General features: G+C 67.1%; 19 protein-coding genes and 1 other annotated feature. Of the genes, 8 read left to right on the top strand and 11 right to left on the bottom strand.

What is annotated here, in order from left to right; all coding sequences use genetic code 11:
• Nucleotides 1-3: 3 nt before the first annotated feature.
• Entirely contained in the window at nucleotides 4-1,572 is a 1,569-nt protein-coding gene (gene glgA / locus HV786_RS07930) for a glycogen synthase GlgA (RefSeq protein WP_175210484.1), read from the bottom strand.
• A gap of 285 nt (nucleotides 1,573-1,857) precedes the next feature.
• On the opposite strand from glgA, the gene HV786_RS07925 reads away from it, so the two are divergent.
• The 6 genes from HV786_RS07925 to HV786_RS07900 all read left to right on the top strand — a co-directional run bounded on the left by HV786_RS07925 (nucleotide 1,858) and on the right by HV786_RS07900 (nucleotide 6,951).
• A complete protein-coding gene (locus HV786_RS07925) occupies nucleotides 1,858-3,630 on the top strand; it encodes a thiamine pyrophosphate-requiring protein (RefSeq protein WP_128828455.1) in 1,773 nt (590 codons plus the stop codon).
• Nucleotides 3,631-3,669: 39 nt separating this feature from the next.
• The gene (locus tag HV786_RS07920; RefSeq protein WP_128828454.1) at nucleotides 3,670-3,870 is read left to right on the top strand and encodes a hypothetical protein; all 201 of its coding nucleotides are present in this window, start codon (nucleotides 3,670-3,672) and stop codon (nucleotides 3,868-3,870) included.
• 90 nt (nucleotides 3,871-3,960) lie between these two features.
• Complete coding sequence (locus tag HV786_RS07915) at nucleotides 3,961-4,302, top strand: ElaB/YgaM/YqjD family protein (protein ID WP_062839515.1); 342 nt, start codon at nucleotides 3,961-3,963, stop codon at nucleotides 4,300-4,302.
• A 234-nt stretch (nucleotides 4,303-4,536) separates the two neighbouring features.
• Nucleotides 4,537-4,965 (top strand): PRC-barrel domain-containing protein, encoded by a 429-nt coding sequence (locus HV786_RS07910; RefSeq protein WP_062839514.1) that lies wholly within the window; start codon nucleotides 4,537-4,539, stop codon nucleotides 4,963-4,965.
• 21 nt (nucleotides 4,966-4,986) lie between these two features.
• Complete coding sequence (locus HV786_RS07905; RefSeq protein ID WP_175210482.1) at nucleotides 4,987-5,673, top strand: PIG-L family deacetylase; 687 nt, start codon at nucleotides 4,987-4,989, stop codon at nucleotides 5,671-5,673.
• 168 nt (nucleotides 5,674-5,841) lie between these two features.
• The gene (locus tag HV786_RS07900; RefSeq protein WP_128828452.1) at nucleotides 5,842-6,951 is read left to right on the top strand and encodes a DUF748 domain-containing protein; all 1,110 of its coding nucleotides are present in this window, start codon (nucleotides 5,842-5,844) and stop codon (nucleotides 6,949-6,951) included.
• Nucleotides 6,952-6,970: 19 nt separating this feature from the next.
• Here the strand turns inward: HV786_RS07900 and HV786_RS07895 are convergent, their stop codons facing one another.
• From HV786_RS07895 to HV786_RS07855, 9 genes are all read right to left on the bottom strand, one after another.
• A complete protein-coding gene (locus HV786_RS07895; protein ID WP_128828451.1) occupies nucleotides 6,971-7,729 on the bottom strand; it encodes an alpha/beta hydrolase family protein in 759 nt (252 codons plus the stop codon).
• The gene (locus tag HV786_RS07890) at nucleotides 7,716-8,846 is read right to left on the bottom strand and encodes a DUF3182 family protein (protein ID WP_175210480.1); all 1,131 of its coding nucleotides are present in this window, start codon (nucleotides 8,844-8,846) and stop codon (nucleotides 7,716-7,718) included. Before HV786_RS07890 ends, HV786_RS07895 begins: the two co-directional genes overlap by 14 nt.
• 8 nt (nucleotides 8,847-8,854) lie before the next feature.
• Nucleotides 8,855-9,856: a lysylphosphatidylglycerol synthase domain-containing protein gene (locus HV786_RS07885; RefSeq protein WP_128828450.1), complete on the bottom strand. Its 1,002-nt coding sequence runs from the start codon at nucleotides 9,854-9,856 to the stop codon at nucleotides 8,855-8,857.
• Nucleotides 9,853-11,043, bottom strand: a complete 1,191-nt coding sequence (clsB, locus tag HV786_RS07880; protein WP_175210478.1) for a cardiolipin synthase ClsB — start codon at nucleotides 11,041-11,043, stop codon at nucleotides 9,853-9,855. Before clsB ends, HV786_RS07885 begins: the two co-directional genes overlap by 4 nt.
• A complete protein-coding gene (locus HV786_RS07875) occupies nucleotides 11,040-11,807 on the bottom strand; it encodes an endonuclease/exonuclease/phosphatase family protein (RefSeq protein ID WP_056317766.1) in 768 nt (255 codons plus the stop codon). The genes clsB and HV786_RS07875 overlap by 4 nt, the downstream gene beginning before the upstream one ends.
• Nucleotides 11,808-11,918: 111 nt before the next feature.
• On the bottom strand, nucleotides 11,919-13,385 hold the full coding sequence (locus HV786_RS07870; protein ID WP_128829474.1) for a SulP family inorganic anion transporter: 1,467 nt from the start codon (nucleotides 13,383-13,385) through the stop codon (nucleotides 11,919-11,921).
• Nucleotides 13,386-13,476: 91 nt separating this feature from the next.
• Nucleotides 13,477-13,529, bottom strand: a sequence feature (sul1 is cis-regulatory element that is thought to sense ions involved in sulfur or methionine metabolism; They are found in Alphaproteobacteria).
• Between the two features lie 74 nt (nucleotides 13,530-13,603).
• The gene (locus tag HV786_RS07865) at nucleotides 13,604-14,557 is read right to left on the bottom strand and encodes a c-type cytochrome (RefSeq protein ID WP_175210476.1); all 954 of its coding nucleotides are present in this window, start codon (nucleotides 14,555-14,557) and stop codon (nucleotides 13,604-13,606) included.
• On the bottom strand, nucleotides 14,554-16,326 hold the full coding sequence (locus HV786_RS07860) for a GMC family oxidoreductase (RefSeq protein ID WP_128829236.1): 1,773 nt from the start codon (nucleotides 16,324-16,326) through the stop codon (nucleotides 14,554-14,556). The genes HV786_RS07865 and HV786_RS07860 overlap by 4 nt, the downstream gene beginning before the upstream one ends.
• Nucleotides 16,319-17,077 (bottom strand): gluconate 2-dehydrogenase subunit 3 family protein, encoded by a 759-nt coding sequence (locus HV786_RS07855; protein ID WP_128829235.1) that lies wholly within the window; start codon nucleotides 17,075-17,077, stop codon nucleotides 16,319-16,321. Before HV786_RS07855 ends, HV786_RS07860 begins: the two co-directional genes overlap by 8 nt.
• Before the next feature lie 114 nt (nucleotides 17,078-17,191).
• On the opposite strand from HV786_RS07855, the gene HV786_RS07850 reads away from it, so the two are divergent.
• Nucleotides 17,192-17,614, top strand: coding sequence for a hypothetical protein (locus HV786_RS07850; RefSeq protein WP_175210474.1), 423 nt, complete (start codon nucleotides 17,192-17,194; stop codon nucleotides 17,612-17,614).
• A gap of 395 nt (nucleotides 17,615-18,009) precedes the next feature.
• Nucleotides 18,010-19,587, top strand: a complete 1,578-nt coding sequence (locus tag HV786_RS07845; protein ID WP_175210472.1) for a TerC family protein — start codon at nucleotides 18,010-18,012, stop codon at nucleotides 19,585-19,587.
• A 26-nt stretch (nucleotides 19,588-19,613) separates the two neighbouring features.
• Here HV786_RS07845 and HV786_RS07840 read toward each other — a convergent pair whose 3' ends face one another.
• On the bottom strand, nucleotides 19,614-20,180 hold the full coding sequence (locus tag HV786_RS07840; RefSeq protein ID WP_128829233.1) for a hypothetical protein: 567 nt from the start codon (nucleotides 20,178-20,180) through the stop codon (nucleotides 19,614-19,616).
• Nucleotides 20,181-20,271: the final 91 nt, after the last annotated feature.

Genomic DNA, 20,271 nt, shown 5'->3' with positions numbered 1-20,271 from the left:
TCCTTAGATGGCGGCTGGCATCGCGCCGCCCGCTCGCGGCTGGCGGCGGCTGACGGCGGCAACGTCAGCGGGTTGAGCGGCCGAGGCGGGCGCGGCGTCGCGGTATTCGGGCTCGACCAGCGACCGGTACAGGCGGGCGTACAGGCTGACCGCGGCGCGCCAGCCGAAATCGCTGTTCATCGCGTTGCGCTGCATCAGCCGCCAGAGAATGCCGTGGCCGCGCAGATCGATGGCGCGGTCGATCGCGGCGCTCATGGCCTGCGGCGAGTCGCCTTCAAAGAGCAGGCCGGTGGCCGATGCCATGGCCGACAGCGGGGCGCGCGGACCGGGATCCTGGATCGTATCGGCCATGCCGCCCACCCGCGAGCCGATCGGCAAGGTGCCGTAGCGCATCGCATACAGCGGCGTCAGGCCGAAGGGCTCGAAGCGGCTGGCATGCAGCAGGATGTCGGAGCCGGCGTGCAGACGGTGGGCGATGCCCTCGTCGTAGCCGATATGGGTGGCGCAGCGTCCCGGGTAGCGGCGCGCGATGTCCTGCAAGGCTTCTTCCAGCCGGTGATCGCCCTGACCCAGAATGGCAATCTGCAGATTGGGGTGACGGTCCAGCGCGTCGGGCAGCGCGTGCACCGCTACGTCCGCCATCTTCTGTTCCGTCAGGCGGTTGCCCATTCCCATCACCGTCGCGCCCAGGTCCGGGCGCAAGCCGAACTCGCGTTGCAACGCCGCCTTGCAATGAATCTTGTTGGTGAGGTCGCGCACCGAATAGCGATGGCTGCGCAGGTACGGATCGTGGGCGGGGTTCCACAGCACGTCGTCGATGCCGTTCGGGATCGGCAGCAGGTCGTCCGCGCGGCTGCGCAGCAGCGCGTCCAGGCCGCAACCGAATTCCGGCGTCATGATTTCGCGGGCGTAGGTGTGGCTGACCGTGGTGACGCGGTCCGCGTAGCGGATGCCTGCCTTCAGGAAGTTGAGTTGCCCCCAAGCCTGGGCGCCATCGTCGGTGCGGGCCCATTCGGGCACGCCAAATTCGTCGGCGCATGCCATCGGGAACAGCCCCTGGAACGCCAGGTTGTGAATGGTCATCACGCTTTTCACGTCGCGCAGGTCGGCCGCGCGCAGCAGCAGCGGCACCAGGCCGGCATGCCAGTCGTGCGCGTGCACCAGCGTGGGGCGTGCAACGCCCGGCAATCCCGCCGCCACGCGCACGGCGGCGTGCGCAAGCGCTGCATAGCGCATGCCGTTGTCGGGGTGCTCGCGCCCATTTTCGTCAGCGTAGAGGCCGCCACGGTCGTACAGGGCATCGTTCTCAAGCACCAAGTAGTCGATGCCGGATTGGGGGCATTTGCCTTCCAGCAGGACGGCCGGGCCGCCGGGCAGGTCCTCAAGCGTGGCCACTTCGCGCACGCGGTTCAGCTTGGCGCGCACGCCCCGATAGGCAGGCAGCAGCACGCTCAGAGGCATTCGCGCCTCCATCAACGCGCGGGCCATGCCGGTAATGGCATCTCCCAGTCCGCCCGTTTTGGCCAGCGGAAAAGCTTCTCCCGCCACAATCAGGGTTCTTGTCTTCGCCATGCTTGCTCCAGTTGATAGGCCGATCGAGATAGATGCAACTCGATCGCGATTACGCCGAGGCCCTCCCTTACGCAAGCCGTGTGCCCAAAACCGCCGGCACGAGAAAAATTGCGCAATGCAGCACAAATGCGCGTCATCCAAATGATGGAATGACGATGCATGCCGGGCACCGCTGCGGCCGGTTTGTAATTTTTATCTGTGCGCCCACGCCCAAATTCCAATCAGGGGCAGGAACGGCGGTTGCTGCAAGGAGACGCTTTCAACGATGACCGCATGGAGAAACGTATGGAAACAGTGTCGGACTTCGTGTTGAAGCGGCTGTCGCAGTGGGGCGTGCGCAAGGTGTACGGGTATCCCGGCGACGGCATCAATGGGCTCATCGGCGCCTTTGGCCGCACGCAGGAGCCGTTGGAATTCATACAAGCCCGGCACGAAGAAAGCGCCGCTTTCATGGCGTGCGCCCATGCCAAGTTCACGGGGCAGGTCGGGGTATGCCTGGCGACGTCGGGGCCCGGCGCCATCCATCTGCTCAATGGTCTGTATGACGCCAAACTGGATCATCAGCCGGTCGTGGCGCTGGTGGGCCAGCAGGCCCGCAGCGCACTGGGCGGCGACTACCAGCAGGAAGTGGACTTGATCAGCCTGTTCAAGGACGTCGCGCACGATTACGTGCAGATGGCGACGACGGCGGAGCAGGCGCGCCATATGGTGGACCGCGCCATGCGCATTGCCCTGGAGCGGCGCAGCGTAACGTGCGTCATCTTTCCCAACGACGTGCAGGACTTGCCGGCCGTGCCGGCGCCGCGCCGTGAGCATGGCACGGTGCACACCGGCATCGGCGTGACGTCCCACGCTGCCGTGCCCGGTCCTGACGCGCTGCGCAACGCCGCCGACATCCTGAACCGCGGCGAGAAGGTGGCCATCCTGGTGGGCGCGGGCGCACTGCAGGCAGGCGAACAGGTCAGCCAAGTCGCCGAACTGCTGGGCGCGGGCGTGGCCAAGGCGTTGCTGGGCAAGGCAGTGCTGCCGGACAGCCTGCCGTTCGTGACGGGCGCCATCGGACTGCTTGGCACGCAGCCAAGCTGGGACATGATGAACGAGTGCGACACGCTGCTGATGGTGGGCACCTCGTTCCCGTATGCGGAATTCCTGCCGCAGGAAGGCCAGGCGCGCGCCGTGCAGATCGACCGCGACGGACGCAAGCTCAGCCTGCGCTATCCCGTGGAAATCGGGCTGGTGGGCGACAGCCGGTTGACGTTGGAAGCATTGATACCGCTGCTGGAACCCAAGAAAACGCGGCGCTGGCGCGAGCGTATCGAGAAGCAGGTTTCCGCCTGGCGCGAAACGGTGCATGCCCGTGCGATGGTCGATGCCAAGCCGATCAATCCTCAGCGCCCGTTCCTGGAGCTATCCAAGCGCTTGCCTGCGCGGACCATCCTGACCTGCGACTCGGGCTCGGCCGCCAACTGGTATGCGCGTAACGTCGACATTCAGGCCGGCATGATGGGTTCGGTGTCGGGCGGCCTGGCCACGATGGGTTGCGGCGTGCCCTATGCGGTGGCGGCAAAGCTTGCCTACCCGGATCGGCCTGTCATCGCCCTGGTGGGCGACGGCGCGATGCAGATGCTGGGCATCAACGAGCTCATCACCATTGCCCACCGGTGGCAGGACTGGAGCAATCCCACCCTGATCGTCATGGTGCTGAACAACGGCGATTTGAACCTGGTGACGTGGGAACAGCGAGTGATGGGCGGGGACCCGCGCTTTCCGGACTCGCAGTGGTTGCCCAAGTTTTCTTACGCGGAATATGGCCGGATGCTGGGCCTGGAGGGCATCCGGGTGGACAGTCCCGACGATGTCGGGCCGGCGTGGGACCGCGCCCTGGCGGCGGGACGGCCCGTCGTGCTGGAGATGGTGACTGATCCCGAGATGCCTCCGTTGCCGCCCCACATCCCGGCCAAGCAGATCGGCGCGTACTTCAAGGCCCTGCGCCAGGAAGATGCCGCCACGGGCGGCGCGGCGCTGCGCGCGACGATCAAGCAATGGTGGGCAAGTTGACTGGCAATTGCATCAGTCTTTTCACTTCAGGAGCACATCATGGCAAACACCGAGGGGACGCGTTCCCCACCGCCCGGACAGGGCGGACAGAAGACCCCGGACCAGGCGCCAGCCGAACAACCCCAGCCCGACGCGCCCGGCGCGGACAAGGATGAGAAGGGGCACTGGCCTCCGGACAGCATTCCCAATCCCATGCCGGGGGTCGACCCCCAGCAGACGCCGGGCATTGACCGGCTGTGACCGGTCCCGCACGGCTTGCGGTTTGCGGGCCGCGCCTCGCGTGCGCCGTGCCGCGGGGGGAGCGATCCGCAATTTTTCAAAGGAGTACACATGAACAAACGAGATAGGCTGCGCGACATGTTCCACACCTCGGACTCGTCTTCGCGGACGATGCGCGATCTGATATCAGGCACCGAGGATTTGCTGCGAAGCACCGCCAGCTATAGCGGATCGGAGATCGAATCCGCCCGTGACAAGCTCAAGCACCAGCTGGACGCCGCACGCGATCAGGCCCGCGGATGGGAGCGCGCGGCCTGGGATCGGGCGCGCGTGGTGTCGCACGCCACGGACGAATACGTGCATGAAAACGCCTGGAAGAGCATCGCAGGCGCCGTGCTGCTGGGCGTGCTGGCGGGCATCTGCATGATGTCGGACCGCAGCAACCGGCGCTGACGCGAACCCGCGCCGCCCGACCAACGCGCCAGCCGGGGCCGATCCTGCACACACGCAGGGCCGGCCCCGGCATTTTTGTGGGGCCGCATGTAAGAACTGCCATCTTGTCGGGGGCGGGTCTGCGCAAGGCCGGGGCGCCAAGCCGCACTGCGGTGTGGCACAGGGCTTGCGTGGAGGGTGACCTGCATGCCGAACCGTTCGCCATGCAAGACGCTTCACTGAAGGAGACTTACCATGAACCATCCGTTGACAGGCGCCGGCCAGGCGCAAAGCGAAACCAAGATCGTGGGCGGTCCGAAAAACGATCCCAGCGGTCCTGGTCCGCAGATCATGGCGGCCAGCACCCTTGAAGGGAACGACGTGTACAACCCGGCCGGCGAATCGCTGGGCAGCATCCAGGAAATCATGCTGGACGTGCCGCACGGGCGCATCGCGTATGCCGTCCTGTCGCGCGGTGGCATCCTGGGCATTGGCGACAAGCTGTACGCCATTCCGTGGAGCGCGCTGACGCTGGATACCGACCGCAAGTGCTTCGTGCTGAACGTTGACAAGGAGGTGCTCAAGAACGCAGAGGGTTTCGACAAGGACAATTGGCCCGGCATGGCGGACGAAACCTGGGCAAGAGGCATTCATCAGTATTACAACCAGCCCCCGTATTGGTAAGCCGCCACCGACGAGGACGCCATGCTCCGGGAAGGCAGACTGATTGCGGTTTCTCCCTGCTTCAACGACGCCGTCGGCGGCTGCGCAGGCCTGTTGGCGGCGCGTCCGGACAGCACCGTGCTCACGGTGTATTCGGGCCAGCCGCTGCCGGCCGGTTGCGCCAACGGCAAGGACAGTGCCGACCGTCTTGCAAGCGGCCGCGATGCCATCCTTGCCCGCCAGGCCAGCAGCGAGCGTGCGCTGTCGCTGCTGGGCGTGCGCGGCGTGCAGATGGATCTGGTGGAAGACCCGCACCCGGACAGCGGCAGGGCTGGGCGGCTGACGGGCGCCCTGGCATCGGCGCTGTCCGCGCTGCGGCCGCGGGTGATTCTGATGCCGCTTGGGTTGTGCGGGGCGGCGCAGCTGCAAGTGTCGGACGCATGCCTGACCGCGCGGGCGCTGTTTCTGCGCGTGGAGTGGATCGCCTATGAAGAGGTCGCGGACGCCGAGCCGGGCGCGGTCCAGGAGCGGCTGGCCAGTCTGCTGCGCCATCGGATCCTGGCTTCGCCGTTCGACGGCGGCGCCGAGGGCGACGTCACGCGTGGCCGTCAGCGCGCCCTGGCCGCGCGCAACAGCCTGGCGGCAGACGTGCAGGCGGGGCAGGTTGGCACTTTGCCATCCCGTCCCGAACGCTACTGGCGCCTGTCCTGGCGGCGTGAGGTCGCTTGACGAGCAACGAGACGGCGAGGCCAGGCGCCGTCTCATCCTTTTCGAGCATTGATGAATGATTGCGCATCCCGGACGATGCTCTAGGTTGCGCAGGCCGCCGCGCCTCGCTATGGTGCAAGGAGTGTGGCGCCGGCGGCGCCGGTGATTTGTACAACTTCGGAAACCAAGATGAGTTCGAAAGCAGCCGACGCGCGTGGCCGGTCAGGCTGGGGCACCGCCCTGGCGATACTGCTTCTGATCGGAGCCGTCCTTGCGGTGCTGGCGCTGGCCGCCACCCGCGTGGTCGAACAGCGCATCGCCAGCATTCTGGGGCCCCGCAGCCAGGTCGGCAACGTGCAGGTCGGCCTGCGGCAGGTGGTGCTGACCGACGTCACCATACCCGGCGCATCCGGCCAGCCCGGCGCGCGCGCCCAGCGCGTTGAACTTGAACCGGAGTGGACCGCCTTTCTGCGCCGCGAGGCCGTGTTCAAGCGCATCATCATCGACGGGTTCGATTTCGCCGTGGTGCGCAGTCCCGACGGCGACATGCAGATATCCCCCGCGCTGCAGGCGGCGCTGCGGGCGGGCGGGGGGGATGACAAGACACGCCGCAACGGGCCGATCCGCGTCGCCGAGCTGATTCTGCGCGATGGCCGGCTGGAATACCTGGACGGCGCTGTCTCCAAGCCGCCGCATCGCATTCCCTTCAAGGACGTGCAGGCGCGGCTGCAGCCGGTGGTCATTCCTGGCGATGGCACGTCCAGCGACATGGAATTTACCGGCAAGGTCGAGGACAACCGCAATGGCGAGTCGACGGTGCGCGCGCGAGGCAAGGTGGTGATCGGCGGCACGGATGCCGATATCACGGTCGCGGCGCGCAACATGGACGTGCGCCATGCCGCGCCTTATCTGGCCGAGAACGGCGCCGGCTCGCTGTCGGGCGGTTCGATGGACCTGGACATGAAGACCTCGATTGCCCGCCATGAGCTGAAGGCCTCGGGCGCCGTGGCCTTGCACAACCTGAAGTTCAGCGGCGACGGCAGCCTGTTCTCGTTGCCGCGCAAGGCGGTGCTTGCGGCCATGAAGGACAAGAGCGGCACGGTCCGGTTCGACTTCGCGTTGGCGGGAAGCTTGGATAATCCGAAGTTCTCGGTCACGCGCGGCTTTGCGGCGCAGGTCGCGCAAGGCTTCGGACACGCCATCGGGGTGGGCGCCGAAGGCGCCGCGGAAGGGGTCGCGGGCGCCGTCAAGGAATTGGGCAACGCGCTGTCGGACCTGCTCAGCCCCACCAAGCCCTGAGCCGTCGCCGGGCAACCGCCTAGGGCAGCGGGCGCGGCCGGCCGACCCGCGCGCCCATGACCATTTCGGTCACCCAGTTCACCAGGATCGACGTATAGGCCTGCTGCGAGGCCTTGTCGCTAAGGGCGTGGTCCGCGCCATCCAGGATGCGGTGCGTCATCGAATGGGACCGCCGGAAGGCCGAGCGGTAGTTCATGATCGTCGAGTGCGGAATGTACACGTCGTGCTCGGCTTCCACGATCAGCACGTCGCCGGTGAAGTTGGCGCAAGACGCCAGCGCGCGATTGCTTTCAGGCTCGATACGGGTATTGCGATAAGCCCGCAGGGTCTCGCGGTTGAGCTGATTCTTGGGCAGCATCCATTCATCGTCGCGGTACAGCGCGGGCACATGCAGGGCCAGCCAGCGGACGCGGCGCAACCCGCTCAGGATGGCGGCCAGGTAGCCGCCGTAGCTGCTGCCCACCACCGCCACCGAGCCGCTGTCCAGCGACGGATGGGCAGCAAGCCGGTCGTAGGCCGCCATGACGTCGTGCAGGTTGTCGTCGCGCGACACCTGCATCTGCTGGGCCTGGGTGGCGGCATGGCCGCGCAGGTCGAACGTCAGGCACACGCATCCCAGCGCGGCGATGCCCTTGGCGCGGGCCAGGTCGAACTTCTGGTCGCCGCCCCAGCCGTGAATGAACAGCACGCCCGGCACCTTGTTTTCGGGCGTCAGAAACGTGCCGGCCAGTTGCTGGTCCGCCACGTCGATTTCGATTGGGTCGCTAAAGGCGGCCATCGTAGTCCTCCAGAATGCCCCCGGATTTGGTGATCATACCCACGGCGGAGTCTTCGCCCCGGTACACGTATTGCTCCGACGTCGGCGGCGGTTCGTCCGCGCCATAGCGTTCGCGCGTGAAGGCGGACACGAACTTGAGCGACGGAGACAGCATGAACGCCTGCAGCGCGGACAGTTCCGCGATGCTGGCGCCGCCCGCCCGCCACGATTGCTCCAGCACCCCGGCGCGGGGTTCGCCTCGGGCGTTGCGGCCCACGCCCACGTCGTAGTTGCGCCGGGACGCGAAGAAATCAGGATAGGCCGTGGAGACCGCCGTGTCGTAGCGGCAGCTCAAGTCCACCGCCTGCCGTTCTTCGTCGGTCAGGTTCAGCGCCCGCAACTCGTCGAAGCCCCCGCGGGCAACGGTGAGATTCGAGCCGCCGTACACCGAGACGCCGTTGTTGTCCGGCGTGAGGCACTGCGTGCCCACGTACGACGCTTCCAGCTTGCCCACGCGCACCCAGCCCACGCTGTACGTTTCGATCTGCGCCAGGTCCTCCTCCAGCACGAGGCCCAGGCGACGCACGGATGCGGCGTCCTGTTCACTCAGCGCGGCCCGCAATTCCTGCGCGTTGCGCACGACGATCTGCCCGCGGCCCGCAGTGGCGTCGGCTGGCTTGACGCGGAATGCGCCTTCCTGCAGCAGCTGTTCCCCGGCCCGGTAGGCGTCCTCCAGCGTGAACGCGGTGAAGCCGCGAAGCACAACCTCGTCGAGCGCGCCGGCCAATGATCGCGCCCATCCCTGCGGCACCCGCGCCTGGGCGTCGACGACGCCATGGGTGATGGACTTGGTTGCGACGAATGCATGCGGCGTCACGCCGCCGAACAGGTCGGCCGCGCGCGTGATGCCCAGCTTGGCCGCGCGGGCCAGGCTGGTGATGCTGCGATCGGGCACGTAGTAGGGCGGCGGTTCGCCGCGATTGCGGGTCGGCCGGAAGTCCGGGGCGAACCGCCGTCCCAGCAGGGCGGCGACGCGCAAGGCCAGCGCCTCCTGCGAGGCGATATCGTGTTCGGACGCAGCGGCGCGCCGCGGATAGGCGGCGACGGTTCCTGCGGAGTCGGGTCGGGGTCTACTCATGGCGGTCCTCATTGCGCGCGGCTTGCTTGACCAGGGGGAGCGGCGTCCGCCTTGCGCCGACGCATGCCCAATTTCAGCTCGATCAGGGGATACGCGATCAGCGCCAGGCACAGCGGCGCCAACGCATAGACGGCGCGGTAGGCCAGCGCCGCGCCCAGCACTTCGGTGGGCGGAATCTGGGATCCCAGCGCGGCCACGAAAATGGCCTCGGTGGTGCCCAGTCCGCCGGGCACGCGGGTGATGACCGACGCGAAGCTCGTGCAGAGCAGGATGCCCAGCACCGCCGGGTAGCTGGCCTTGCCTTGCAGCAGCACGTAGCAGATGGCGCCCATCAGGGACCAGGACAGCGCCGCCAGGGCGCATTGGGCCACGGCCATGCGGGCGCGCGGCAGCGCGATGTGGTGGCCCATCCAGGTGACGCTGCGGCGCCGGGCCCTCGCGCACGTCACGACGTACGCAATGCCCAACGCCAGCAGCGCAAGTCCCAGGATGCGCAGCATGCCGGAGCCGATTTCCCAGCCCGCCGGCACCGGCACCACGCCCAATGCGAACACGATGCCCGCCAGCCACGCATAGCCGATCCAGTTCGATGCCGCCGCAAACAAGGCGACGCGGGTCGCTACAGACTTGCGGCAACCCAGCCGCGTGTACAGCCGCAGCCGTGCCCCCAGGCCGCCCACCAGCACGCCCAGGTTCAGGTTCAGCGCGTAGCTCAGCATCGCCACGCCCAGCGCCTTGGGCGCGGGAAGGTGGTGGCGCGTGTATTTCTTGCCCAGGAGGTCCAGGCTGCCGTATGCAAGGTAGCCCGCAACCACCAGTCCGGCCGCGATGGCGATGGTCTGGCCGGGAATCTTGCGCATGGCTACCCACACCTGCGGCCAGTCCACGGAGCGGCCGAAGTAGTACAGCAGCCCGGCGACCACGATCAGCACCAGCACGGGCAGCACGCGTTTGATCCGGGGCCAGCGGCGCCTCAACGCCCGCATGGGTGACGAATGCAGGATCTTCATGCGGTCTCCCTTCCGGTATCCGCCGTCATGGATTGCAGGCGCGGCTTGTGGGCCGGCAAGCTGCCCGCCCACGCAGGGAACCGCCGCAGAAAGTGGAACACCACCACGCCCAGCCACAAGCGGCGCAAGCGGCGCCGCGAGTTCTTGGCCATCTCGACCGGCCGGCAGTCCTCGGCAATCAGCCGGTCCAGGCTCTTGCGCAGGGCCGCGTTCAGCGACGCGTCCCGCACCACGACGTTGGCCTCCAGGTTCAGCGCCAGACTCAGCGGATCCAGGTTGCTCGAACCAATCGTCGACCAGTCATCGTCCACGCACGCGACCTTGCCGTGCAGCGGCTGCTTGCAGTACTCATGGATCTCCACGCCCGAATCGATCAGGTAGTCGTAGAGCATCGACGCGGCCAGGCGGGCGACCAGGACGTCCGGCTCGCCCTGCAGCAGCAGCCGCACGCGCACGCCGCGGCGGGCGGCCTTCACCAGGTCGCGCAGCAGGTGGTAGCCCGGAAAGAAGTAGGCATTGGCGATCAGCACGTCCGAGCGCGCCGACCGCACGCCCGCCCGGTAGTAGCGTTCGATGTCGCTGCGATGGCTGATGTTGTCGCGCACCACCAGCCGCCCGCCGCCGTCGCCGGCGGGCAGGGGATCCATCCGGGCGGGGCGCCGCCGCAGCCGCCGCTTGCCGTTGCCCAGTTGCGCGCGCGCGTAGTCGGCGATGTCGGCCGCCAGCGGCCCTTCGACCAGAGCGGCGTAGTCCTGCTTCGCTTCCGGGCCGTAATCGGGCAAATGGTCCGCGGAAAAATTGATGCCGCCGATGAACGCGCGCTCGCGGTCGATGCCCACGATCTTGCGGTGCATGCGCCGGAACACGTTCGTGCGCACGCCCAGAAAGCGCGGGCGCGGATCGAACACGTGAAAGCGCACGCCGGCCTCGGTCATCGCGCCGATGAATTCCTCGCTCAGCTCGTCGGACCCGTAGCCGTCGACCAGAAGGTCCACGCTGACGCCGCGCTTTGCGGCGCGGATCAGGACCTGCTGGATATCCCGGCCGACAGCATCGTCGAACAGGATGAAGGTTTCCACCAGCACTTCGCTCTTGGCCGCGTCGATGGCCTCGACGACGGCGGGAAAGTACTCCGTGCCGTTTTCCAGCAGGGTATATCGGTTGTTTTCGCGCCAGCCCAGGTTCATAGCGCAATCTCCGCACAAATCGGCACATGATCGGAAAGGCGTGACCAGACGCGCGATGCCAGTGGCACCGGCTTCCAGTCGCGCACACTGCGTACATAGATGCGGTCCAGCCGCAGCAGCGGCCAGCGCGCCGGGAAGGTCCGCGCGGGCCGGCCCAGACGCGACGTGAATACCTCCTGCGTGCCGCAATCGCGCATCAGGGTGTCCGCGCGCAGCCGCCAGTCGTTGAAGTCGCCCGCAATCAGCAGCGGCTCGTCGGCGGGCACGCCGTGGGACACCAACTCGCACAGCCGGCGCAATTGCTCGCCCCGGTGTCGCTCGAGCAGCCCCAGATGCACGCAGATGGCGTGCACGGGCGACGCAAGGGAAGGGGGCCTCAAGACGCAGTGCAACAGGCCCCGTCCCTCATGGCCATCGACGCTCACGTCGTGGTTCTCGTGGCTTTCGATCGGGTAGCGCGACAGGATCGCGTTGCCGTGATGTCCTTCGGGGTAGACCGCGTTGCGGCCATACGCGAAGTCCGTCCACAACGTGTCGGCAAGAAATTCATACTGCGACTGCGCCGGCCAGGAATCGTGGCGCCCGGCGTGCGTCTGGTGTTCGCCCAGGACTTCCTGCAGAAAGACCACGTCCGGGGAGGCGGTGCGCAGCGCCTCACGCAGGTCGTGCAGCATGAAGCGGCGATTGAAACTGGTAAAGCCCTTATGGGTGTTGACCGTCAACACCGTCAGCGTCGTGGCGTCGAGGGAATGCGAAGCGGGCATGAAAACTCCGGCAGATGCGATCTGGCGGAGTGAGCAAGCGGCGTGCCCGGTAAGTAACCAAACGTGTTGATTCGCAGCCGAGGCCGTGAAGGCGTCGGCCGCGACGGCGCGCTAGTGGCCCGACTGCGCTCCGGGTTGGGCATAACGCCCGACCAGCGTTGCGCTGGCCTCGTTCAGTCCCACGACCTCGACCTGACGGCCCGCGCGGCGCAGCTTGAGCGTCACCTTGTCCAGTTCGCCAACGGCCGAAATGTCCCAGAAGTGCGCGCCCGTCAGATCGATCACCACGCGCTCCACGGGCTCATGAAAGTCGACCGCCGCCGAGAACCGCGACGCCGAGGCGAAAAAGATCTGCCCCGAATAGCGGTAGGTACGCGTGAGACCGTCCTCGGACAGCGACGTGGCCACGTGCAGCAGCCCCTTGACCTTGCCGGCAAAGAACAGACCGCTCAGTACCACGCCCACCAGCACGCCGCGTGCCAGGTCGTGCGTCCAGACCACCACGGCGACCGTCGCCAGCATGACGACCGACGACTGCCAGGGATGCGAGCCAAGGTTGCGCAGGGAGCGCCAGTTGAAGGTGCCAATCGACACCATGATCATCACGGCCACCAGGGCCGGCATTGGAATCTGCGCCACCAGGGGGCCCAGCGCCACGATCAGGAACAAGAGGAAGACGCCCGCCACGCAGGTGGACAGACGCGTTCGGCCGCCGGCGCGCACGTTGATGACGGACTGGCCGATCATGGCGCAGCCGCCCATGCCGCCCAGAAAGCCCGTGACCAGGTTGGCGATGCCCTGGCCCTTGCATTCGCGGCGCTTGTCGCTGGAGGTGTCGGTCATGTCGTCCACGATCTGCGCCGTCATCATCGATTCCAGCAGTCCCACCGCGGCCATCGTCAGCGAGTACGGCAGGATGATGCGCAGGGTCTCCAGCGTGAAGGGCACGTCGGGAACCATGAACGACGGCAGGGCAGAGGGCAGCGCGCCCATGTCGCCCACCGTGTTGACGTCCAGGCCCGCCTGGATGGAGACGGCCGTCATGACGATGATGGCGATCAGCGGCGATGGGATGGCCGTGGTGAGCCGGGGCAGCAGATAGATGATGGCAAGCGCGGCGGCCACCATGGCGTACGTGACCCATGTCACCCCGATCAGCTGTGGCAGCTGCGCCATGAAGATCAGGATGGCCAGCGCATTGACGAAGCCGGTCACGACCGAACGCGACACATACTGCATCAGCAGGTCCAGCCGCAGGAATCCGGCGGCGATCTGCAGCAGGCCCATCAGCACGGTCGCGGCGAACAGGTAGCTGACGCCGTGCTCGCGCACCAGCGGCGCAACCAGGACCGCGACCGCGGCGGTCGCGGCTGAGATCATGCCAGGCCGCCCGCCCATGAATGCGATGATGAACGCGATGGAAAACGAGGCATACAGCCCAACGCTGGGGTCGACCCCGGCGATGATGGAAAAGCCGATGGCTTCGGGAATCAGGGCAAGGGCGACGAGCACCCCCGACAGAACGTCCGCGCGCGGATTGGCCATCCAGTCGCGGCGAAGCTTGGAAAGAACTGACATTGATTGGCTAAGCAGATTTGAGCAAGCGCCGGGCGTGGGTCGCGCCGCAGCGTGTGCGGCAGGTCAAGGGCGAACGCCCGTTGGGCTTGCAGGTTGTCCGAGGGATAGGCGCCCGGCCGAGCCACCCGGCAAGCCGGGTCCATCTGGGATCGCGACAGCGTCGCGGCCGCGCACCCGTTGCGGGTGCGGCGGACGGAATTGTACTCCCGGAGCTACGGCTAGCGCGGCGTTGGGGCGGGACCAGCGTAGTAGTGCGCCAGCGCCTGGATCTCCGCGTCGGTCAGGCGCTGCGAAAACGCCCGCATCACGCCGACATCGTCGTTCTGGCGCGATCCATTGCGAAACGCATTCATCTGGTCGGTGAAATATTCCCGAGACTGTCCGGCCAGCCGGGGCAACAGCGGGCCTTCGCCCATGCCGCGCAGACCATGGCAATTGGCGCAGGCGGGCAGGGCGCGCGCGCCGTCGCCTTCAACATCCAGCTTGCGCGCCGCCTCGCCGCCGAACTCGCCCACGTGCAGCGGCGGGCCGGCCAACGTGCCGTAGTAGGCCGCCACCTGTCCGATTTCTTCCTCTGTCAGCGCGCGCGCGATGGTGTTCATCAGGGGTTGCACCCGCGTGCCGGACCGGAAGTCGGCCAGCTGCTTGGCCAGATATTCGCTGCGCAGGCCCGCCAGGTTGGGGAAGATGCCGCCCGTGGGCGTGATGCCCGCTGGGCCATGGCAGGCCACACAGGCCTGCACCCCCGCGCCGGGCTTTCCGTTCGCGGCCAGCTGTTTGCCTGCTTCTGGATCGGCCTCGCGCAGCCATTTTTCCCAATCGGGGCGCGACGCGGTGAAATCGGTGGCGCTGCGTCCGGGCACGGGTTTCAGGGGGGCAGGCGCCTGGGCGCCAGGTGTGGCGGCAGGCGCCGCCGCGCCCGATACGGCAGCGGGGCCCGTTGCGGCCGGCGCGGGGCCCGAAGCAGCCGGGGCCGCCCCTTGCCCCGCCGGCGCGGCCGCCTGAGGCGCCGGACTGGCGGCGGGCGGTGGCGGTTGCGGCACAGCCGAGGCCCGGATCGCCTCGTCGCCGCCCGCGCCCATCATCTGGTGCACGGTCGCGACCAGCGTGATGGCCGGAACCGCGACCATCAATCCGACAGTGAAGAAGATGCCTTTGCGATGTTCGATCATGATGACACCAGCGGGCCCGGCGAACGCAGATAGTCCGCCTTGATTTTCTCTACGATCCAGTAGGCGGTGGCGCCCACGGTGCCTGTCGGGTTGTAGCCCGAGTTCTGCGGAAAGAGCGCGGCGCCCGTGACGAACACGTTGGGCACGTCCCACGACTGACCGTAGCGGTTGACGACGCTGGTGTTGGGATCGTCGCCCATTGCCGCGCCGCCCGTCAGATGGGTCGACTGATACGCGGTCGCCGAAAACGGCCGCTTGCGCGGGCCCGGTTCGGTGCGGACGATGCCCTTCATGGCGCGTGCGATCTCGTCGCCTTTTTCCGTCAGAAAGGCCGACATGCGGATGTCGTTGTCGGGAAAATCGTAGGTCACCCGCAACAGCGGCAGGCCCCACGCATCCTTGTAGGTGGGATCCAGGCTCAGGTAGCCGCCGCGCCAGGGCTGCGCCGAGCCGGTGATGGTGATGTTGGCCGCATGGTTGTAGTAGCGCGCGACCGCCTTCTTCCATTCAGAGCCCCACGACGGCGTGCCCTTGGGCGTGGGATGAAAGCCGATCGGCGCGCCGCTGACCACCTGAATCTGCAGATAGCCGCCGCCGACGAAGCCCACGGGCCCGTGGTCGAAGTTGTCGGCGCTGAAGTCGTCCATCGTCACCGCCACCGCGCCGGCGCCCATGAACGGGTTGATGTTGACCGACTCATCAAAAAAGAGGTTCACGCCCGAGGTGGTCTGGTGCGTGTAGTTGCGGCCCACGACGCCGGTGTTGGTCGCCGGATCGAAGGGCTTGCCGATGCCCGAGAGCAGCAGCAGCCGCACGTTGTTGATGCCGAACGCGCACAGCACGACGATTTCGGCTGGCTGGAAGACTTCTTCGCCGCCGGCATCCACGTACGTCACGCCGCGGGCGCGCTTCTTGTCCGGCGTCAACTCCACGCGCAGCACGTGCGCACCGGTGCGGATCTCGAAATTCTCCATCTTCATGGCCACCGGCAGGATGCACACCTGCGGCGAGGCCTTGGCGAAGTGCTCGCAACCAAAGTTGGAACAGAATCCGCAGTACACGCACGCGCTCATGTGCAGGCCTTCGGTGTTCACGTAGGGCCGCGTACAGAGCGCGGACGGCTGCACGTAAGGGTGATAGCCCAGCTTGCGCGCGGCTTCGCCGAAGAGCGCAGGCGCGTAGGGCACCTTCATGGGCGGGTTGGGGTAAGGGCGCGAGCGCCACGGCTCGAACGGGTTGCCGCCATCCTGTTTTTCGCCCTTGATGTTGCCGGCCTGGCCGGATGCGCCGATCAGGTAATCGAAGCGGTCAAAGTACGGCTCCAGTTCGTCATAGGTGATGCCCCAGTCCTGACAGGTCAGCTCCTTGTCGAAGATGTCCTTGCCATAGCGTTCGTTGTAATGGCTGCGCATGACGAAGTCGGTGGGATCGAAGCGGTAGTAGGCGCCCGACCAGTGATTGCCCGCGCCGCCCAGATGCGTGCCAGGGTAGGCAAATTGCCACCGGCGCATGGGCAGCGCCTTCTGATCTGTGTTGTTGCGGAACGTATAGGTTTCGGTCGCGGCGTCCTGGTGCAGTTCGTGGCGGCGCGTGTATTTGAGCTCGTCGTGGACGTTGGGACCCTGAAAGTCAGGCGACGGCCACCGTGCCTCGCCGCGTTCCAGCACCACGACCCGTTGCTTGGCGGCGGCAAGCTCCTTGCCGATGATGGAACCGGTCCATCCCCCTCCAATGATTGCCACATCTACCGCCGGTAGCGTTTTAGCCATGCTTGCCTCCGGGCGTCATCTTGTGGCTCGTGGCGTTGGCAATGGAGACCGGCTGGCCGGCCCAGATCACGCCGTGGCGCTCGATGTCGTTGGAAAACGAGGCAAACGCGCCGGGAAACCCCACGAGCTTCCACCCCACCATGTCCGCATTGCCGCCATAGAGCGGGTCCGAAAAGAACCCTTCGATCGTGCCTTCGAGCAGCGCCTGGAAGAACACGCCAGAAGGCAGGGGCGAGAAGTCGGGCTTGCCTTCCTGCATGTCGCGCAGCCAGGCGTCCTGGCGCGCCTCATCCAGCTCGGCGAAAGGTTTGCCATCCTGCTTGCGGGCCGCCGCGTCCAGTGCGGCCAGGCCGCGCCGGAACATCTCGGCCGGTGTGAACGAAAGCTGGTAGCCCTGTTCCGGCGTGCCCGGTTCGAAGGGGCCCTGCCGGTAGAACTGGCTCCCCGCGCCCCAGGCCCCAGCAAGCTGGCCGTCAAGAAACAATGTCACCCCGGCTTCCTTGGCGCCCGGACCCAGGTCGTCGGCCGGAATCAGCCGGGCAGCGATGGCGTCCATCGTCAAGGCTTCCTGCGCATTGAAAAATTTGAGCGTCCGGTTGGGCGCCGCGCCAGTCGCGGCAGCGTCCGGTTGGGGGGCAGAAGGGGGATGGTCCGGTGCGCTGATTGCGCGGGGCGCCCAGGCGGCGCCGGGGACGCCGACGGCAAGGGCCTTGAGCAGCCCCCGCCGGCCGGGTACAGGTTGATCACGCATGTATCGCTCCCTTGGCGGGGCAGGCACGCCACTTGCCCCTGGATAAACAGAGATCCCGCGTCAGCTTGTTGGCCTGGGGCTCAGTGTGTCACCGCTGTCGACCAAGGAGCAACCATGAAACATCCGATTCTGTATCTGTGCGCTACCGCCATGAGCGGCTTGCTTGCCACCGGCGCGTCGGCGCAGCGCGTTGAAAAAACGTTGGTCGCGCAGGCGCAGATGACGACCCCCGGCATGGGCGCCGCGGGCCAGTCCAAGCGGGACCAACCGTCCGGCGCGCAACAGCCGCCCGCGCAAACGCAGGGTGCGCAAGTCAAGGGCGCAAACGATAAGGGCGCAAAAGAGAAGCAGCGCGATCCCGGCCGGGGCGAGCCCGCGCGGGGGGGATCGAGTCCGCGGCAAGACGACGCCGGCGCGGACACGCGAGGCGCCAAGGGCACGCCGGGCAGCAACACCGGCTCGACAGGGCACGGCGGCATGCCGGGTTCCGGCGCCTCGTCGGGCTCTGGCGGAACCGCTGACCTGCGCAGTCAATGAGGGTAGTAGCGGCCCCAAGTCGCGCAATGCGCCGTTTCAGGTAAGATTCAGGATCCTGTAAGAAAGAGAGCCCGGCGGATATTCCGATGCGTCGCTGCCCAGGCAGCCTGGAGCCATCCGCCATCTATGAACGAAGACCCTCCTCCTAGCAGGGCGCCGCACTTCTGCCGGCGCCCGACATCTTCTCCCCACACTGCCGCGGCAAGGCTTGTCTGCCTGCGCGCCGCCTCCATGATCGCCACTGCGGCCACGCCGCGTCTGGGCGGCCGCGCGCCGCCTCGCCGGGTCACGTCCATTCGCGCGCCTCTGCAACGATTGCTGCGCGCTCCTGACGCACTCCCTTCCCGCCGACGCGCCCCGAACGCGCGCTCGCTTACGCTTTCCGTGGAAACCTGATGATTTTCGACTGGATGTCCGACCCCACCGCCTGGCTTGGCCTGGCGACGCTGGTCATTCTTGAAATTGTGCTGGGCATCGACAACCTGGTGTTCATTGCCATCCTGGCCGACAAGCTGCCGCCCGAACAGCGCAACCGCGCGCGGCTCATTGGCCTGACGCTTGCACTGGTGATGCGTTTGGGCCTGCTGGCCAGTATTGCCTGGGTGGTCACGCTGACCGCGCCGCTTTTCACCGTGCTGGGCGCCGAAATCTCCGGACGCGACCTGATATTGATCCTGGGCGGCCTGTTCCTGCTGTTCAAAGGGACGATGGAACTGCACGAACGCGTGGAAGGCAGCGCCAGTCACGACCAGGGGCAAAGGCCGCAGCACGCCGTCTTCTGGCAGGTCATCCTGCAGATCGTGGTGCTGGACGCCGTGTTCTCGCTGGACTCCGTCATCACCGCCGTGGGCATGGTGCAGGAACTGAGCATCATGATGATCGCCGTGGTGGTCGCAATGGCCGTCATGATGATCGCCAGCCGCCCGTTGATGGCGTTCGTGGGCCGTCACCCGACGGTCGTGATCCTGTGTCTGGGCTTGTTGCTGATGATCGGTTTCAGCCTGGTCGCCGAAGGCCTGGGCTTCCACGTTCCCAAGGGTTACCTGTATGCGGCCATCGGCTTCTCGATCCTGATCGAGTTGTGCAACCAGCTGGCCCGCCGCAACCGCGCCCGAGGCACGCATGCGCTGGGCCGCCGGCAGCGCACGGCGCAGGCCGTGCTGCGCCTCCTGCGCGGCGGCCGCGCCGGCCAGCCGGTGTCGCAAGCCGATGAAGTCGTCGCGCTGGTGGACGGCGCCGGGGATGAGCCGGCCTTCGCGCCCGAGGAAAGCTCGATGATCGAGCGCGTGCTGTCCATCGGCACGCGCGACATCCGCTCCATCATGGTTCCGCGCGGCGACATGACGTGGCTGGATGTGTCCGACACGCCCGACGTGATCATTCGCAAGTTCGCCACCGGTCACTCGCGCCTGCCGCTGTGCGCGGGGGATCCGGCCAACGTGCTGGGCGTGATTCACTTCAAGGAGGTCCTGCCGCTGCTGCAGAACCCCGGCCCGATCGACTTGGTGGAACTGGCGCGCGAACCGCGCTACGTGATGGAAACCACGCCGGTGCTGAAGGTGCTGGATGAGCTGCGCGCCTCGCGCGACCACATGCTGATCGTCGTCGATGAACACGGCGTGTGCGAAGGCCTGGTCACGCCGCTGGACGTGCTTGAAGCAGTGGCGGGCGACTTGCCTGAACACCAGGAAGACCACCCGGACGCCCTGCGGCTTTCCGATGGCTCATGGCTGCTGGGCGGCCGCTTGTCCGTCGATGAAGCCGCACGCCTCCTGGATGCGCCGGCGCTTGCCGACGACTATCCCGATGCGACGCTGGCCGGATGCCTGCTGCGCGCGGGCGGCCGGATCCCCGAGACGGGCGACACCGTGATGCTGCGTGATTGGGGGTTCGAAGTGACGCGTCGGGACGGCCTGCGAATCGACCAGGTGCATGCGCGTCCGCACCAGCCCGAAGTCAGCGCGGCCGACTGACGGGCAGGGCGGGGCTCGCCACCGCCTCAACTGCAGATCCGTCGCCATGGCGACCGGTTCACCGGGCAGTAGCCCGGACACCGCGTCGCCACGGCCTTGCCGCTCACGCATTGCGCGTTCGGTTCGGTGAAACCGTATTCCATGCTGCCGTAGCAGCCGCACAGTTCCAGGATGGTGCCCGGCGGATGCTTCTGCGGCTCGGTCGGCGCCTTGCCCGACGGCTTGGCGGCGCTGGCCGCAGGCGACGTGGCCGACGTTGCTGCGGATCTCGTCGCGGCAGGTGCCGCGGATTTTGCTGCGGGTTTTTCGGCGGGCTTTTCTGAAGCAGTTGCCGCGACTCCCGTCGCCGCGACTCCCGTCGCCGCGACGCCCGCTTCGGCGGTGGGCACCGCCCGGGACGCAGCTGGATCGGCAGGCGCGCGGTTGGCTTTTGAATCCCCGTCACCCAGCTTTTCCTTCACGGCTGCCGCGCTCATGCCGCAGCGTTTGGCTATCGTGGCCACGCTGCGTCCCGCGTCGGACATCCCGCGCAAGGTCTTGTCGCTGCATGCCGCCCACGCCCCGGCCGGGGTGAGGAAAGCCAGCGTCAGCAACGCGCACGCGAATGCGCCTGGTCTGCATAGCGTCATGACGAGCCTCCCGCACCTTGGTGCGCCAGGGCAGAACCACGCCCGGTTGGACCAC

Source organism: Achromobacter mucicolens (assembly GCF_902859725.1).
Classification (GTDB): Bacteria; Pseudomonadota; Gammaproteobacteria; order Burkholderiales; family Burkholderiaceae_B; genus Achromobacter; species Achromobacter mucicolens.
Note: the sequence above shows the minus strand (reverse complement) of the source record. Positions and strands in the feature narration are given on the sequence as shown.